Annotated in this window: 5 protein-coding genes; 1 reads left to right on the forward strand and 4 read right to left on the reverse strand. The window is 72.5% G+C overall.

The features are described 5' to 3' along the window. Positions 1–4: 4 nt before the first annotated feature. The 4 genes from ABT297_RS32825 to ABT297_RS32840 form a co-directional block, all read right to left on the reverse strand. Positions 5–2,902 (reverse strand): type I polyketide synthase, encoded by a 2,898-nt coding sequence (locus tag ABT297_RS32825; RefSeq protein WP_350556302.1) that lies wholly within the window; start codon positions 2,900–2,902, stop codon positions 5–7. Next, entirely contained in the window at positions 2,895–9,278 is a 6,384-nt protein-coding gene (locus tag ABT297_RS32830) for a non-ribosomal peptide synthetase (RefSeq protein WP_350556303.1), read from the reverse strand. The genes ABT297_RS32825 and ABT297_RS32830 overlap by 8 nt, the downstream gene beginning before the upstream one ends. Next, positions 9,275–11,833: an acyltransferase domain-containing protein gene (locus ABT297_RS32835; RefSeq protein WP_350556304.1), complete on the reverse strand. Its 2,559-nt coding sequence runs from the start codon at positions 11,831–11,833 to the stop codon at positions 9,275–9,277. The genes ABT297_RS32830 and ABT297_RS32835 overlap by 4 nt, the downstream gene beginning before the upstream one ends. Before the next feature lie 164 nt (positions 11,834–11,997). Next, a complete protein-coding gene (locus tag ABT297_RS32840) occupies positions 11,998–12,477 on the reverse strand; it encodes an ester cyclase (protein WP_350556305.1) in 480 nt (159 codons plus the stop codon). 456 nt (positions 12,478–12,933) lie between these two features. Here ABT297_RS32840 and ABT297_RS32845 point away from each other — a divergent pair. Then, on the forward strand, positions 12,934–16,037 hold a 3,104-nt coding region (locus ABT297_RS32845), incomplete at its 3' end, for a type I polyketide synthase (protein ID WP_350556306.1).

Here is a 16,037-nt window from a genome sequence, read left to right on the forward strand (position 1 = left end):
GTTTTCACTTCCGGTCAGGTGCGAGGGCGGGTGCGGACGTCACCAGGTGAGCCATCCGCGCCGGCGTGGGGTCGTCGAGCAGGTCCTCCAGCGGCAGGTCCACGTCGAACATGCGGTTGGCGCGGGAGACCAGACGGGTGGCCAGCAGCGAGTCGCCACCGAGTTCGAACAGGTCGTCGGTCGCGGCGACGGTGTCGTCGCCGAGCAGTTCCCGCCACAGGTCCAGGACCCGAGACAGGGTGTCGTCGGCGCCGGCTGCGGCTGGTTCGGGCACGGTGGCGTCCGGTGCGGGCACCGGGTCCTGCTGTCCGGTGTACGCGGTGCCGGGCGCTTCGATCCAGTGCCGGCGCCGCTGGAACGGGTAGCCGGGCAGGTTTGCCGCGACGCGCCGGCCGGTGTCCGGTGACAGCGCCGCCCAGTCGAGGCCGGCGCCGGCGGCCCACACCGTGCCCGCGCCGCGTAGCAGCGCCACGTCGGCGGCAGTGCTGTCACCGGCCGGCGGCATCGACGCGGCCGTCACCACGCCGGTACCGGACATCCGGGCTAGCCGGCCCAGGGTGTGGCCCGGGCCCGACTCGACGAGCAGCGGCCGGCCGGTGGTCAGCAGGGCTGCCACTCCGTCGGCGAAACGCACCGCGGAGCGGGCCTGTCGGGCCCAGTACGCCGGGTCGACCGCCTCGGCGGGGGTGATCCACGTTCCGGTCAGCCCGGACAAGAACGGGATGGCCGGTTCGCGCCGCGGCACCGCCGCGACCAGGGCGGTGAACGGTTCGACCATCGGGTCGAGCAGGGCCGAGTGAAAGGCGTGCGAGGTGACCAGGCGGCGGCCACCGGTTTCGGCGGCCAGCTCCTCGATCGCCGCGGTGGGCCCGGCCAGCACACACCGGCCGGGGGCGTTGACCGCGGCCAGGGACAGGCCGTGCCGGAGGGCCAGGGCCCGGGCGGTGTCCTCGTCGGCCTCGACGGCCAGCATGGCGCCGCCCGGCAACTGCGCCATGAGCCGGCCGCGGGCAGCGACCAGGGCCAGCGCGTCGGGCAGGTCGAAGACGCCGGCCAGGCACGCGGCGACCCATTCGCCGACCGAGTGGCCGAGCATCGCGGCAGGGCGTATCCCGACCGACTCCCACCAGCGGGCCAGGGCGTATTCGACGGCGAACAGGGCCGGCTGGGCGAGGTCGGTGCGGGTCAGCGGATCGGCGCCGTCGCGGGACGGGCCGAGCAGCAGGTCTCGCAGGTCGGCGCCGAGGGCGGGGGCGAGCAGTTTCAGGCATTCGTCGAGGGTTTCGGCGAAGACCGGGCAGGTGGCGTACAGACCCGCGGCCATGCCGGAGTACTGCGTGCCCTGGCCCGGGAAGAGCAACGCGACCGCGGCCGGGCCGGTCGTCACGGTGTCGCCGGCACGGGCCAGCTCGGCGGCGGCGGTCGCGCAGTCGGCGGCGACCACGAAGCTGCGGTGCTCGAAGTGCCGGCGGCGCCGCCGTAGGGTGTAGGCGACGTCGCCCAGGGAGATGGCACCGTCCAGCCGGGCGGCCAGCCCGGCGCGGGCCGCGGCCAGTGCCTCCGGGCTGCGGGCGGTGACCGGCAGCAGCACCGGCCGTCCACTGGACGCCGCCGGGCCGGCCGGTGGCGGCTGTTCCACGATCACGTGGGCGTTCGTGCCCCCGACGCCGAAGGAGCTGACCCCGGCGCGCCGCGGGCCGTCGCCGGTGAACGGCCGGGCCTCGGTGATCACCGAGAACGGGCTGTCCGGATCGGTGTGCGGGTTGCGGCGCCGGAAGTGCAGGCTCGCCGGGATCAGGTTCTCACGGACCGCGAGGATCGTCTTGAGCAGGCCGACCACGCCGGAGGCCGCGTTGAGGTGGCCGAGGTTGGACTTCACCGACCCGATCGGGATCGAGCCGGGCGCGATCCCGGTGAACACCCGGTCCAGGGCGCTCAACTCGATGGGGTCACCGACCGCGGTGCCGGTGCCATGCGCCTCGACGTAGCCGATCGTGGCGGGGCTGATGCCCGCGGTCCGGTAGGCCTCGGCCAGCACCGCCCGCTGCCCGTCGGCGCTGGGAGCGGCGAATCCGACCTTGCCGGCGCCGTCGTTGTTGACCGCCGACGCCAGCAGCACCGCGTGGATCCGGTCGCCGTCGGCCAGCGCGTCGGCGAGCCGCTTGAGTACGACCACGCCGACGCCGCTGGTGAAGACGGTGCCGGCCGCGTCGGCGTCGAAGGGCCGGCACACGCCGTCCGGTGACTGGATGCCACCGGTCTCGTAGACGTAGCCCCAGTCCTGGGGCAGGCAAACCGACGAGCCGCCGGCCAGCGCGGCGTCGCACTGGTAGTCCAGCAGCGACTGAGCGGCCTGGGCGACCGCGACCAGCGAGGTGGAACAGGCGGTCTGCACGGTCACCGCGGGCCCGTTCAGACCGAGGCGGTACGCGACCCGGCTGGTCAGGTAGTCCTTGTCGTTGCCGTGCAGCAGTTCGGCCGGGTACTCGCGCAGCGCGTCGGCGCCGGAGAGTCCGGGCAGCAGGTGCAGGGGCAGGTAGCCGTTGAAGCCGCAGCCGCCCCACACTCCGATCCGCCCGGCGAAGCGGTCCGGGTCGATGCCGGCATGTTCCAGGGCGATCCAGCTCTGCTCGAGGAACAACCGCTGCTGCGGGTCGAGGTAGGCCGCCTCCCGGTGGGTCATGGCGAAGAACTCCGCGTCGAAGTCCTCGACACCCTCGATCCGACCGAACGCGGCGACGTAGCCGGGCGGATCGGCGGGGCCGGCCGGCCGCCGCTCGATGGCGTCGGCGCCGCGGACCAGGTTGGCCCAGAATGTGTCGACGTCGCCGGCTCCGGGGACACGGCAGGCCATGCCGACCACCGCGATCCGGTCGTCGTCGTCCCAGTCGTGCTCAGGCATCTCTGTGCTCCTGTCGCAGACGGCGGCGGCGGTCGGCCCGCCGGCGCGCCCGGTCCTCGTCGGCGGCGTCGTCGGGGCCGATGCCGATGCCGGTGCCATCCGGTGTGGCGAGCACGCCGGCCAGGGCGGCCACGGTGGGGTGGCGGAACAGTTCGACGACGGGCAGGTCCCGGCCGAACTCGGTGTGCAGCGCGGCCCGCATCGCAACCATCAGCAGCGAGTGGCCGCCGAGGTCGAAGAAGTTGTCGGTGCGGCCGATGGTGTCCGGGACGACGCCGAGCAGGCGGGCCCAGAGATCGGTGAGGGCGGCCTCCGGTCCGGTGACCGGTGACCCGGCGGCGGGGCCGGCGGGTACGGTGGCCAGCAGGCGCACCGTGTCGACCTTGCCGTTGGCGGTCAGCGGAATCTCCGTGACCGCCGCGATCCGCGCCGGTACCTGGTGGCCGGCGAGTGCGGCAGCGGCGTGCGCACGCAAGTCGGCCGGCGCGACAGGGGTGGTGGTCGTGACGAATCCGAGCAGCGTGGTCTCGCCCGTGCCGTCGGTGGACGCCACGACGGCGGCCTGCCCGACCAGCGGATGGGTGCGCAGGCAGGACTCGATCTCGGCCGGTTCGACCCGGTGCCCGCGGACCTTGACCTGCCGGTCGGCGCGTCCGGCGAAGCGGATCTCGCCGTCGAGACCGAGCCGGCCCAGGTCGCCGGTGCGGTACGAGCGGCCGTCCGGGCCGGTGGTGAACCGGGTGGCGGTCCCCGCCGGATCGCCGAGGTAGGCGTCGGCCAAGTGCGGCCCGTGCACCACGATCTCACCCAGCTCGTTGACGCCGGCCGGGCTGCCGTCCTGGCGTTCGACGATCAGGCGCATCGGGCCGACGCCGCGGCCCAGCGGTACCGCCTGTCCCGCCGGTGCCGTGGTGACCACGTGGTATGCCGGGGCCTGCGGGGTCTCGGTGGCGCCGTAGAAGTTGACGACGGTGGCCGCGGGTGCCAGCCGGCGGATGATCGCCACTTCGTCGCCGGTGAGCCGGTCACCGCCGAAGAACGCGTACCGCAGGTCCGGCAGGCAGCCCGCGGGTGCTCCGGCGAGCATCCGCGCCGTCGGCGGGGTCAGGTGCAGCACGGTGATCCGCTCGGTGGCCAGCCAGGTGGCGTACGCCGCGGGGTCGGTGAGCTGCTGCGGCGTGGGGATGTGCAGTGCGGCGCCAAGTGACAGCGGCACGAAGACGTCGCGCAGCAACGGGTCGTGGCCGAGTCCGGAGGTGAGCGCGAACTGGTCGTCCGGGCCGACCGCGAAGGTGGCGCCGTACCAGGCGACGAAGTGCGCCAGGGGGCAGTGTGGTGCGGCCACCGCCTTGGGTTCGCCGGTCGAGCCGGACGTGAACGCCACGTGGGCGCGGGTGTCCGGGGTGATGGTGACCGGCGGGGCGGCGGCGTCGGGCACCCGCGGCAGGTGGGCGGCGTCCAGGGATTCGACCGCGCTGAGCAGGCGTTCGCGGTCGAGGATCCGCTGCTCCGGCAGGGCCGGGTCGAGGATGGCGAACGCGCCGCCGGCGCGCAGCACTGCGAGCAGGGCAGTCACCAGGCCGGGATGGCGGGCGCCGCGGACGGCCACGGCCGTCCCGGGCCGTACCCCGGCGGCGGCCAGCCACGCCGCGAGCCCGGCGCTGTCGTGTTCCAGTTGCTGGTAGGTCACCGTGCCACCGGCCCACACCAGGGCGGCCCGCTGTGGTGTGGTGGCGGCGATGCGCAGGAACGGTTCGGCCACGGTCGTGGACGCCGTCGCGGACTGTACCGGCGGGGCGGGGCGGGCACCGGCGGGAATCTGGTCGATCGGGGTCTGCGGCGCCCGGCCAGCCTGCCGCAGGACGTCGTGGATCTGCGCCAGCAGCTCCCGTGCGGTGCCGGGCGTGAACAGGGTCGCGTCGTAGACCAGATCGAGGGTCAGTCCTCGGTCGTGCGGCTTGGCGTACAGAGTGAGGTCGTAGCGCGGTGCCACGTCCTCGGTCTCGATGAGTTCCAGCCGTGCCCCGGGCACCGTGACGTCGAACGGCTCGAGGTTGATCATATTGAACAACACCTGGAAGATCGGTGTGCGGTCCAGGTCGCGGGCCGGTGCCAGGCGTTCCACGATCCGCTCGAACGGCACGTCCTGGTGCTCGTCGGCGCCGAGCGCGGCCTCCCGGACCCGACCGAGTAGGTCGGTGAAGGTGGGGTTGCCGGCGGTGTCGGTGCGTACCACGACGGTGTTGACGAACAGCCCGATGCTGTCCTCGATGTCGCTGCGGGAGCGGCCGGCGACCGGCATGCCCACGACCACGTCGTGCTGGCCGGCCCAGCGCGACAGCACCACCTGGTAGGCGGCGAGCAGCACCATCGACAGGGTGGCATGCGCCGGGCGGGCTAGCCGTTCCAGCGCGGTGACCAGTTCGGGGCCGAGCTCTCGGCCGGCGCGGCCGGCGCGGCGCTCACCGGAGCGGCCGCGGGGATGGTCGGTGGGCAGGTCCAGGGTGGGCGGTGCCCCGGCGAGCCGGGACTCCCAGTAGCCGATGCCGGCGATTCCCGGTTCGGCGTCCTGGCGGGCCCGCTGCCAGGCGGCGAAGTCCGCGTACTGGACCGCAGGTGCCTGCGCGGTACCGGTCCGGCCTTCGGCGAGGTCCCGGTACACCGTCAGCAGTTCGCGGACCAGCACCCGCATCGACCAGCCGTCGGCGGCGATGTGATGCACGGCCAGCAGCGCCACGTACCGGTCGGCGGTGATGCGCAGCAGGTGAGCGCGGGCCGGGCCGCGGGTCAGGTCGAACGATTCGGTGTCGAACGTGGCCCGGATCCGGTCGAGTGCGGTGTCCCGCTCGTGGTCCGGCAGCGTGGTCAGGTCCGTCAGCGGCAGCGGCTCGGGGTCGCCGTCGGTGATGATCTGTCGTGGCGCGCCGTCCACCTGCACGTACCGGGTGCGCAGCACCTCGTGCCGGCCGACCACGGTTGCCAGGGCGGCCCGCAGGTGGCGGACGTCGAGTTCGCCGGTGAACCGAAGCTCGCCGGAGAGCCGGTACGCCTGGTCACCGGGGCGCAGCTGCTCCATGAACCACAGCCGCTGCTGGGCGAAGGACAGTGCCATCCCGGCCGGGTCGCGGGGTAGTCGCGGGATGCGGTCGTCGGTGCCCGCGCCGGCCCGCCGGCGCACCAGGTCGGCCAGGCCGCGTACGGTCGGCACGTCGAAGATCTCGTGCAGTTGCAGGTCGGCGTGGCAGCGTTCGCGGATCCGGGCGACCAGGCGGGTGGCCAGCAGCGAGTGGCCGCCCAGGTCGAAGAAGTCATCGTCGGGCCCGATTGCCGGGACGCCCAGCACCTCCTGCCAGATCGCGGCAATGTGCCGTTCCTGCTCTGAGCCCAGGGACGGGGCCGTGGTGTCCGCCGCCGCGCCGACCTCGGGGTCGGGCAGCAGATCGCGGTCGGCTTTGCCGTTGGGGTTGAGCGGGAAGGCGTCCAGCACGATCACGAACGACGGGACCATGTTGGGCATCAGCCGTTCGGCGAGCCAGTCGCGCAGGCCGGCCGGGTTGACCGGGCCGTCGTAGCCGCGGTCCGGCACGACGTAACCGAGCAGCCGCAGGTCTCCGCTGGGTGCCGGGCGGGCCAGGACGACGGCCTCGTGCACCCCCGGGTGGTCGGTGAGCACGGCCTGGACCTCGCCCGGCTCGGTGCGTACTCCGCGGATCTTGACCTGGTGGTCGTTGCGGCCCAGGTAGTGCAGTCGTCCGTCGACGCCGTACCGGACCCGGTCACCGGTCCTGTAGAGGCGGGCGCCGGGGGTGTCCGAGTAGGGGTGCGGCACGAACCGGTCGGCGGTCAGGTCGGGCCGGCCCTGGTAGCCGCGGGTGACGCCGGTGCCGCCGACGTAGAGCTCGCCGACGACACCGATCGGGACCGGCTCCAGGTACTCGTCGAGGACGTACAGTTCGGTTCCGGCGACTGGCCGGCCGACCGCCGGGGTGCGCCCGTCGGGAACGCAGTGTTCCAGCGTGCAGAACACGGTGATCTCCGTGGGACCGTAGGCGTTGACGATGCGCCGGCCGGGTGCCCACGTGCGGACGATCTCGGCGGAGATCGCCTCACCGACCGAGGTCAGTTCGGTGAGGGTGGGCAGGTCGGCGGGGTCGAGGGTGGCCAGCACCGACGGGGTGGCGCACAGGCCGGTGATGGCGTGCTCGCGGATCGTTTCGACCAGCGGTGGCCCGGGGCGCAGCTGGGCGCGCGGCAGTACGTACAGGGTGGCGCCGGTGGTGAGCGCCATGACGTACTCCCAGGTGCTGACGTCGAAGCTGATCGAGGAGTTCTGCAGGATGCGGCGCTGCGGGTCGGGGTCGAAACCCTGCCGGTGGGCGAGGTCCAAGTCCACCACGCCGCGGTGCTCCACCATGACGCCCTTGGGTCGGCCGGTGGAGCCGGAGGTGTAGATGACGTAGGCGAGGTTCGCGCCGGTGGGCTCGGCGACGTCCGGCAGCGTCTCGGGCACCTCGTACGGTTGCTCGAGCAGCAGCACCGGCACGTCGCCGACCGGCAGACGGGCGGCCAGGTCGGCGGTGGTGAGCAGCAACGCGACGGCCGAGTCGGCCATCATGTACTCCAGCCGCTTCGGCGGGTAGCCGGGGTCCATCGGGACGTAGGCGCCGCCGGCCATCATCGTGCCGAGCATGCCGACGAGCAGGTCGGCCCGGCCGTCGACGCTCAGGCCGACCTTCACCTCGGGCCGCACGCCGCGGCCGCGCAGCACGGCGGCGAGCCGGCGCGACTCGTCGATCAGCTCGCGATAGGTCAGGCTGCGGTCACCGCCGACCACCGCGATCCGGTCCGGGTCCCGGCGGGCCTGGGCCTCGATCAGGTGGTGAATGCAGTCGTCTGGCCCGGCGATGCCGTCGTCCGGCCGGTTCCAGGCGCGCAGCACGAGGTCGCATTCGGTGTCGGGTAGCAACGGCAGCAGGCCGGTGTCGTCGGCCGGGCGGACAGCGCAGGCGCGGGCCAGGATCTGCAGATGGGCGGCCAGCCGTTCGGCGGTGGCGGCGTCGAACAGGTCGACGGCATAGCGCAGCGAGCAGTACGAGACGCCGTCGACCTCCTCGACGAACAGCGCCAGGTCGTGCTCGCTGCCGTGGGCGGGCACCTCGTAGGGGCGCAGCACGATGTCGCCGACCGGGATACGCAGGTCGGTGAAGCCCGTGCCGAGCAGCGACAGGCCGCGCCCGGCGTCGGCGACCACGGTCTCGTAGTGGAACGCGACGTCGAACAGGACAGTGGCGCCGTCCGCACGCGACTCCGCGGTCTGCTGCAGGACCAGCGGGAAAGGGTAGTCCTGGTGGCTCATGGCGCCGAGCACGGACTCGCGGACCCGGCCCAGCAGGTCGCCGAACGTGTCGCCGGGCTGCACGCCGGTCCGGATGGCGCTCATGTTGGCGAAGTAGCCGACCACGTCACGGAAGGCCGCCTGGTCACGGTTGGCGGTGGCGGTGCCGATCCACACGTCCCGCTGGCCGCTGTAGCGCGACATCAGCAGGGTGAAGACGGCGAGCAACGCCATGTACGGGGTGCTGCCGTACCGGCGGGCGGTCTCGCGCAGGGCGGTGGTGAGTTCCCGGTCGAGGGTGAACGAGCAGGCGGCCGCCCGGTGTGACGGTCGGGCCGGCCGGGGCCGGTCGGTGGGCAGGTTCAGTCGGGTGACCTCGTCGCCGAGCCGATCGGCCCAGTACGCGGACGCAGCCAGCGCCTCCGGCCCGGCCAGCCACTGCTGCTGGCGGCGGACGTAGTCGAGGTAGCCCGCAGCGGGTGGCTGCTGCTCGGCCGCCCCCGCGTAGAACCGGCCAAGGTCTTCGGCCAGCAGCCCGAACGACCACAAGTCGGTGGCGATGTGGTGGGAGGCCAGCAACAGCAGGTGGGTGCCGTCGTCGAGGCGGCCGATCCGGGCGCGCAGCATCGGGTCGGCGGCCAGGTCGAACGGCTTCTCGGTGAACTCCAGGACGGCGGCGTCGATCTGGGCCGGGTCGAGGCCGGTGAGGTCGGCGACGGTAAAGTCGGCGGCCATCGTGGCGTGCACCCGCTGCCGCAGCTCCCCGTCGACCAGGGCGAGTGTGGTGCGCAGTGCCGGGTGGCGGTCGAGGACCCGCTGGAACGCGGTGCGCATGGCGTCCACGTTCAGCAGTCCTTCGATGCGGGCGGCGCCGGCCAGATGGTAGGCGGGGCTACCCGGGTGCAGCTGGTCGAAGAGCCACAGAGCGCGCTGTCCGGCAGAGACGGTTTGTCCGGCGTCGGCCCGGGCGGCCCGGGCGCGCAGCATCTCACGCAACAGTTCGCGCCCGTCCGCGGCGGTCGACGCGGTGTCGGCGGTCACGAAGGGTCTCCCGAGGTCTCGGCGAGGCGTTGTAGCAGGGCGTCGACGTCGTCCCCGGAGAGGTCGTCCATCGTGGCCAGGAGGCGTTCGACGGCGCGGGGGTCGTCGAGGTCGGGCAGGCCGGGGCCGGGCTCCGGCAGACCGGTCCGGCCGACGCGCCGGCTGAGGTCGACGGCGAGGTCGTCGATGGTGTCGCCACGTAGCAGCTGCACTACCTTGATCTCGGTGTGCAGGTCCGCCTCGAGCCGGCGTTGCAGTTCCAGACCCATGATCGAGTCGATGCCGAGATGGTTGAGCGCCCGGGTGGTGTCGACGCGGCCGGAGGGGATCCGCAGGACCCGCGCGACCGCGGTCCGGAGCATCTCGGTGACCGCCCGGACCCGGTCGACGTCGTCCATGGCGCCGAGCGCCGCCAGGGCGGAGTCGTCGCCGGCCGAGCCGGTGGCGGTGGTCTCCTGCCGGGCGAGTTCGGCGAGCACGTCGGCGGTGACCGGCTGGAGCACCAGGCGGCCGGCCTCGGCCAGGACGCGGCCGTCCTCGGCAAGCACCAGGGCGGGGCGGGCCAGCAGGTCGTCGTCGCGGGTTTCCGGGCGGCCCAGGTGCAACCAGCGTGCCGGGATCCGCTCGGTGTCGCGCGGGGCGTGCAGGGCGACGCACTCGAACGGCAGGAACACCTGGTGCGGGCTGGCGGCGGCGAGGACCGCGCCGTGCAGCATGACGTCCAGCAGCGACCGGACGGTTCCGGCGGGTGCCGGGCTCAGGTCGATCAGCAGCTCGCCGTGCGGGCCGTCGGCCATCCGACCGGCCGGCCGGGAGCGCGAGGTCAAGCCGAGGGCGGCCAGGTGACCGTACGCGGTGTCGGCCGCCCGGTCCGGGCCGCAGCGCTCGCGCAGCGCCGCGACGTCCATCCGGTCGCAGCCGCCGGTCCCGTCGTCGAGCTGGGCGGTGGCCTGTGTCGTCCAGGTGCCGGCCGCGCCGAGCCGCACGTCGACGGTCTTCTCGCCGGTCGGGACGGCCACGTAGCTCTCGTCGGGTGCAGTCAGCCGGGCGCCGACCTCCAGCCGCACGGTGATCCGGGGGGAGTCGCCGGCCGGCACGAGCGCACCGATCGCGGTCCGTGCCGCCAGGGCGAACGACGCCAACGGTGTGCCCTGCCAGGCCAGCCGGCCGGGTTCGGCCCGGCGTGCCGGCGCGGCCTGCCACAGCCGCAGCCCGGACGCGCGTTCGGCCGGGACGGGCCGGGACGCGGCGGGCGGGTCCAGGGACACGGCACGCCGGCCGGGGACCGCCAGGGCGGAGAAGTCGAGTGCGTAACCCGCCTCGTAGAGCAGGCCCGCCGTGGTCAGCAGATCGGCCCGTTCGTCGCCGTCGCGGCGCAGCGTCGGCACGACGAGCGGGTCGGCGACCGGCCTCGCCGACCGGGTCAGGCAGTCGATCAGGGAGGGCGTGAGCGTGGGGTGTAGGCCGACCTCGACGAAGGTGCGGTATCCGCGGGCGGCGAGCTCGTCGACGGCCTGCCGGAACATCACCGGCCGGGCCACGTTCGAGGCCCAGTAGGCGGCGTCCAGTGCGGTGGCCGGGATCTCGGTGCCGGTGACGGTGGAGACGAACAGCGCGCCGATTGCCCGGGGCCGCAGGAACTCCGCCTGGCGACCCAGCTTCGCCGCGGTGGCGTCCATCCGGCTGCTGTGGAAGGCGATGTCGCCGGGCAGCATCCGGGCGAAATGGTCCTCGGCGGACAGTTGCCGGACCAGCTCGGCGACGGCCTGTTCGCTGCCGGCAACCAGGGTCGAGAGGGGGCCGTTCCAGCCGGCGATCTCGGCGTCGCCACCGGCCGCGGCGATCCGGTCGGCGGCCTCGCCGGCGGGGACGCCGAGCAGCGCCGTGCGGCCGGTCCCGCCGTCGGAGCGCATCAGCGCTCCGCGCAGGCCGGCCAGGCGCAGGGCGTCGGCGAGCGGCAGCGCTCCCGCGGCGGCCGCGGCGGCGATCTCACCGAGGCTGTGCCCGACGTACGCGCCGGCGTTCAGTCCCCAGTGGACCAGTTGCCGGGAGACGGCGACCTGCAGGGCGACCAGGACCGGCTGCAGCACCGCGGGGTCGCCGATCCGGTCGTCCGGCGACGGGGCGGCCAGCACCTCCAGCAGAGACCAGCCGCTGATGTCGCGCAGCAGGTCGTCGCATTCGTCGAGGACGTCGCGGGCCACCGGCTCGGAAGCGTACAGGCCGCGCCCCATGCCGGGCCACTGGTTGCCCTGGCCGGAGAAGACCAGCGCGACCGCTCCAGGGTCCCCGTGCTCGCCGGTGTTGTCGCTGTCCAGGCCGGCGAGCCAGTCCTGAGCCTGCGGCACATCGGTGACCACCTGTGCCCGGCGCCGGCGCCCGTGTGGCCGCAGCGCTCCCGCGGTGTAGGCGAGGTCGCCGAGGTCGGCGACGCCCCGATCGAGCAGCGTCCGGTAGTAGTCGGCCAGTTCCGCCAGCGACCGTGGGTCGTCGCCGGAGACCGGCAGCAGCACCGCGGTGCCGTTGCCGAATCGTTCGCTGATTCCCCCGCGCACGAGTCATTCCCTCCGTCGGGCAGCAGCCGACCAGGCCGCCGTGGGCACGGCGGCCCGCGGCCGGGTGCTGTCGAGGTGTTTCACCGGCGCTCTGCCGGCATCGCGGCCGCCGAGGGGCGGCCGCCGTCACTCGTCGCGCCGGCCCGGTGGCCGGCGGACCGTAGTCAGGCCACTGCGCCCGTGGCGGCCGCCGCGTCCTCGGCGAGCTGGGCATCGATCTGCCGGCGGATCTCGGCGAGAGTCTGCTCCGGGTCCCACTCGCCCTTGGCCTCGATGGCCTTGCCGTCCTGGAAGCGGCACCAGCTGGTGTAACTGACCTTGAACCGCTTGCCGGTCGGTGCGAAGCCCATCATCGGCCCGACGTGCACGCCGGCCATCGTCCAGGCCAGGTGGACGGTGTCGCCCTCCCAGCGCTCGACGGTCGCGGTGTACACCGGCTGCAGCTTCTCGCGCAGCTCGGTGATGCCGGCCCGGATGCCCTCAAGGTCGTCGCCGGTAGCGTCGAGCTGGAGCGCGGACTCGTCGGTGTGCGTGATGAAGTCCGGGTGGATGAACTCCCCCAAGCGGTCGATGTTGCCCTTGTTGAGCACTTCCTCGACGTAGACCGCGAGCACTTTCTCGCACGCGGAACGGTCTTCCCCCATGATTTCTCCTTTTAATTGGCCGTTGTCGATGAACCGCTAGCCCCGATTCGGGGCTGCGGGATCGGCGGGCGAGCGAGGCGTCATGCCGGGAGGTTCGCCCCATCGCGATAGGCCCTGCACGTACCTCGCAGAACGGACATAATGCTTGCAGCTTCAAATTGTTTCGCCGCTGAAATGCGACGGCACCGCGAAAATTCGACACGGTTGGTCTAGCACGATGCATCACACTCATCAATGTGATAGACGTCACATCGGACGGCCTTACGGACTCGCGTCCTACATCGTAGAGTCGGCCATCGACAAGTGCGGCGAAAGGTGCGGGGACCTTTACGCGGCGCAGATGGACTGCAGCACTGCCGTGAAACGGTGAATTCAGCCTTTCTGTTCCGGTCCCGGCCTTCCATCGGCCACATCGAAACCTTTTGTCAATTGGTTTCGGGGACAGGAGCCAGTGCCATGAATGGTGAACACGATTCCGCGGTGGCGGTAGTCGGCCTTGCCTGCCGGCTCCCCCAGGCACCGGACGTGCCAGCGCTGTGGGCCCTGCTCGACCGCGGGGCCAGTGGCATTACCGACTGGCCCGCCAACCGGTGGACACCATCCGCGCCGATCGATCCGGACCGCCTTCCGCCCACCCGCCGCGGCGGGTTCATCGCCGATCCGGCCGCCTTCGACGCGGCGTTCTTCGGCCTCTCGCCGCGTGAGGCCGACATGCTCGATCCCCAGCAACGTCTCGCTCTCGAGCTGGGCTGGGAAACCCTGGAGAACGCAGGCATGCTGCCCGCCACGCTGGCCGGCAGCCGCACCGGCGTCTATCTGGGCACGATGGCCGGCGACTACGCGACCGTGGTGCACGATCAGGGGCCGGACGCCGTCACACCCCACACCGTGGCCGGCCTGACCAGGGGAATCATCGCCAACCGCCTATCCTACACGCTCGGCCTGCGGGGCCCCAGCCTGACCGTCGACTCCGCCCAGTCCTCGTCGCTGGTCGCCGTGCACCTGGCCGTCGAGAGCCTGGCGCGCGGCGAATGCGACCTCGCCCTGACCGGTGGGGTCAATCTGCTGCTCACGCCGGAGAGCACGCTGGCCGCCGCCCGGTTCGGTGGCCTCTCTCCCGACGGCGAGTGCTACACCTTCGACGCCCGCGCCAACGGGTACGTCCGCGGCGAGGGCGGCGTCATGATGCTGCTCAAGCCGCTCGAGCGCGCGCTCGGCGACGGCGACCGGATCTACTCGGTGATTTGGGGCAGCGCGGTAAACAATGACGGCTCCACCGATGGCCTCACCGTCCCTGACCAGGCCGCTCAGGAAGACGTGATCCGCGCGGCGTGGAAGCGCGCCGGCATCGACCCAGGTCAGGTTGGTTACGTCGAGACGCACGGTACGGGAACAAGGGTTGGTGATCCGATAGAAGTAGCGGCGCTGGGCGCAACATACGGGCGGTGCCGCTCCCGCGCCGAGCCACTTCTGATCGGCTCAGTAAAGACAAACATTGGACATCTCGAGGGCGCCGCGGGTATCACCGGGCTATTAAAAGCGGTCTTGAGTGTTCATCAATCAATCCTGCCGCCGCACTTGAACTTTAGGCAGCCGAATCCCGCCATCCCGTTCACTGAATTTAACGTCCTGGTTAACACAGAACGGTTTCCGTGGCCACAGGAACGTGGACAGCTGATTGCGGGTGTCAGTTCCTTCGGTATGGGCGGAACCAATTGTCACATCATCATTTCCGGCCAGCCAGTCCAGACGGAAGGAGCGAACCCATCGGCAACTTCAGCCGGGGGTCCGTTCCCGTTGCCGATCTCCGGACGGGGCACGGATGCCCTGCGTGCGCAGGCCCGGCAGCTCGTCCGGTACTGGACCGACCATCCCGGCACCGACCAGCACGACCTCGCCTATTCCCTGGCCACCACGCGCACCGCGTTCGAGGACCGTGCGGTGGTGCTCGGTGACGGAGACCCCCGTATCGCGCTCGCCGCCCTCGCCGAGGGTCGCCGGTCCGCCGACATCGTCGTCGGCCGTGTGCCGGCCGGCGACCGGCCACGCCTGGCGTTCCTCTTCACCGGCCAGGGCAGCCAGCAGCACCGGATGGGCGCGGACCTGCACGCCCGCTTCCCGGTCTTCGCCGCCGCCCTCGACGAGGCATGCGCCGGTTTCGACGCCGAATTCGGTGTCGGACTGCGCGACATCATGTTCGCCGCCGACGATTCCCGCCTGCACGAGACCATATACACCCAGGCGGCGCTGGTCGCCTTCGAGGTGGCCCAGGCGCGGCTGCTCGAGTCGTGGGGTCTGCGGCCTGCGGTCCTCGCCGGCCACTCGATCGGCGAGATCGCCGCCGCGCACGTCGCCGGCGTCTTCTCCCTGACTGACGCCATCCGCCTGGTGGCGGCCCGGGGCCGGCTCATGCAGGCACTGCCGGCCGGCGGCGCCATGGTCGCGGTGGAGGCGTCCGAGGACGACGTCCTGCCGTACCTGGCCGGTCACAAGACGACGGTGAGCATCGCCGCGGTCAACGGCCCCGCCGCGGTCGTCCTCTCCGGCGCCCGGGACGACGTCGACGAGGTGGTCCGGCTCCTCGATGGAAAGGGCCGGCGCACCCACCGGCTCCGGGTCAGCCACGCTTTCCACTCGGCGCTCATGGATCCGATGCTCGACGCGTTCCGCGCGGTGGCCGAGACCATCACCTATGCCGCACCGGACCGCGCCCTGATCTCGAACCTGACCGGTGCCGTGGCCGACCCCGACGAGATCTGCCGGCCCGACTACTGGGTCCGGCACGTCCGGGAGACGGTGCGGTTCCACGACGGTGTCGCCGCGATCGCCGCCGACGGCGTGACCGACATGGTGGAGATCGGACCGGACGCCGCCCTGACCGCGATGGCCGCGGCCACTCTGACCGACACCGGCGTCACCGTCGCCGCGGCCCGCCGCCGCGGCCAGGACGAGGTCCGCACCGCCATGGCGGCGGCCGCCGGCCAATACGTCCGTGGCGCCGAACTGGACTGGACCGCTCTGCTGGGTGGCCCCGGCCGCCGGATCAGCCTGCCCACCTACGCCTTCCAGCGCAAACGCCACTGGGTACGTCCCGGGACCGGCATCCGGCGACCGGCGCCCGGCGACGTCGCCCCGGCCGCCGACGCCGTCGCGGCAGAACCGCCCGCCACCCGGTTGGCTACTCTCGACCGGCCGGAACTGGCCAGGATCGTCCAGGCGGCAATCGCCCAGATCCTCGGCCACGACGACCCCGGCACGGTGGATCTGGACCGGAGCTTCAAGGATCTCGGCTTCGAGTCGCTGTCGGGCGTCGAACTGCGCAACCTCCTGGTCGCCGACATCGGTGTCGCCCTCCCGAGCGGCCTGATCTACGACTACCCGACCCCTCGGCTGCTTCTCGACCACCTCACCGGCACCACCGCGACCCGCGCGCACACACCGGCGACCGGCGCGTCCGGCGAGCCGATCGCGATCGTGGGTATGGGCTGCCGGCTGCCCGGCGGCGTGTCCACCCCGGAACAGCTGTGGCAGATCCTCGCCGAAGGCCGCGACGCCATCGG

Origin of the sequence: Dactylosporangium sp. NPDC000555 (assembly GCF_040300025.1) — a bacterium.
Lineage (GTDB): Bacteria > Actinomycetota > Actinomycetes > Mycobacteriales > Micromonosporaceae > Dactylosporangium.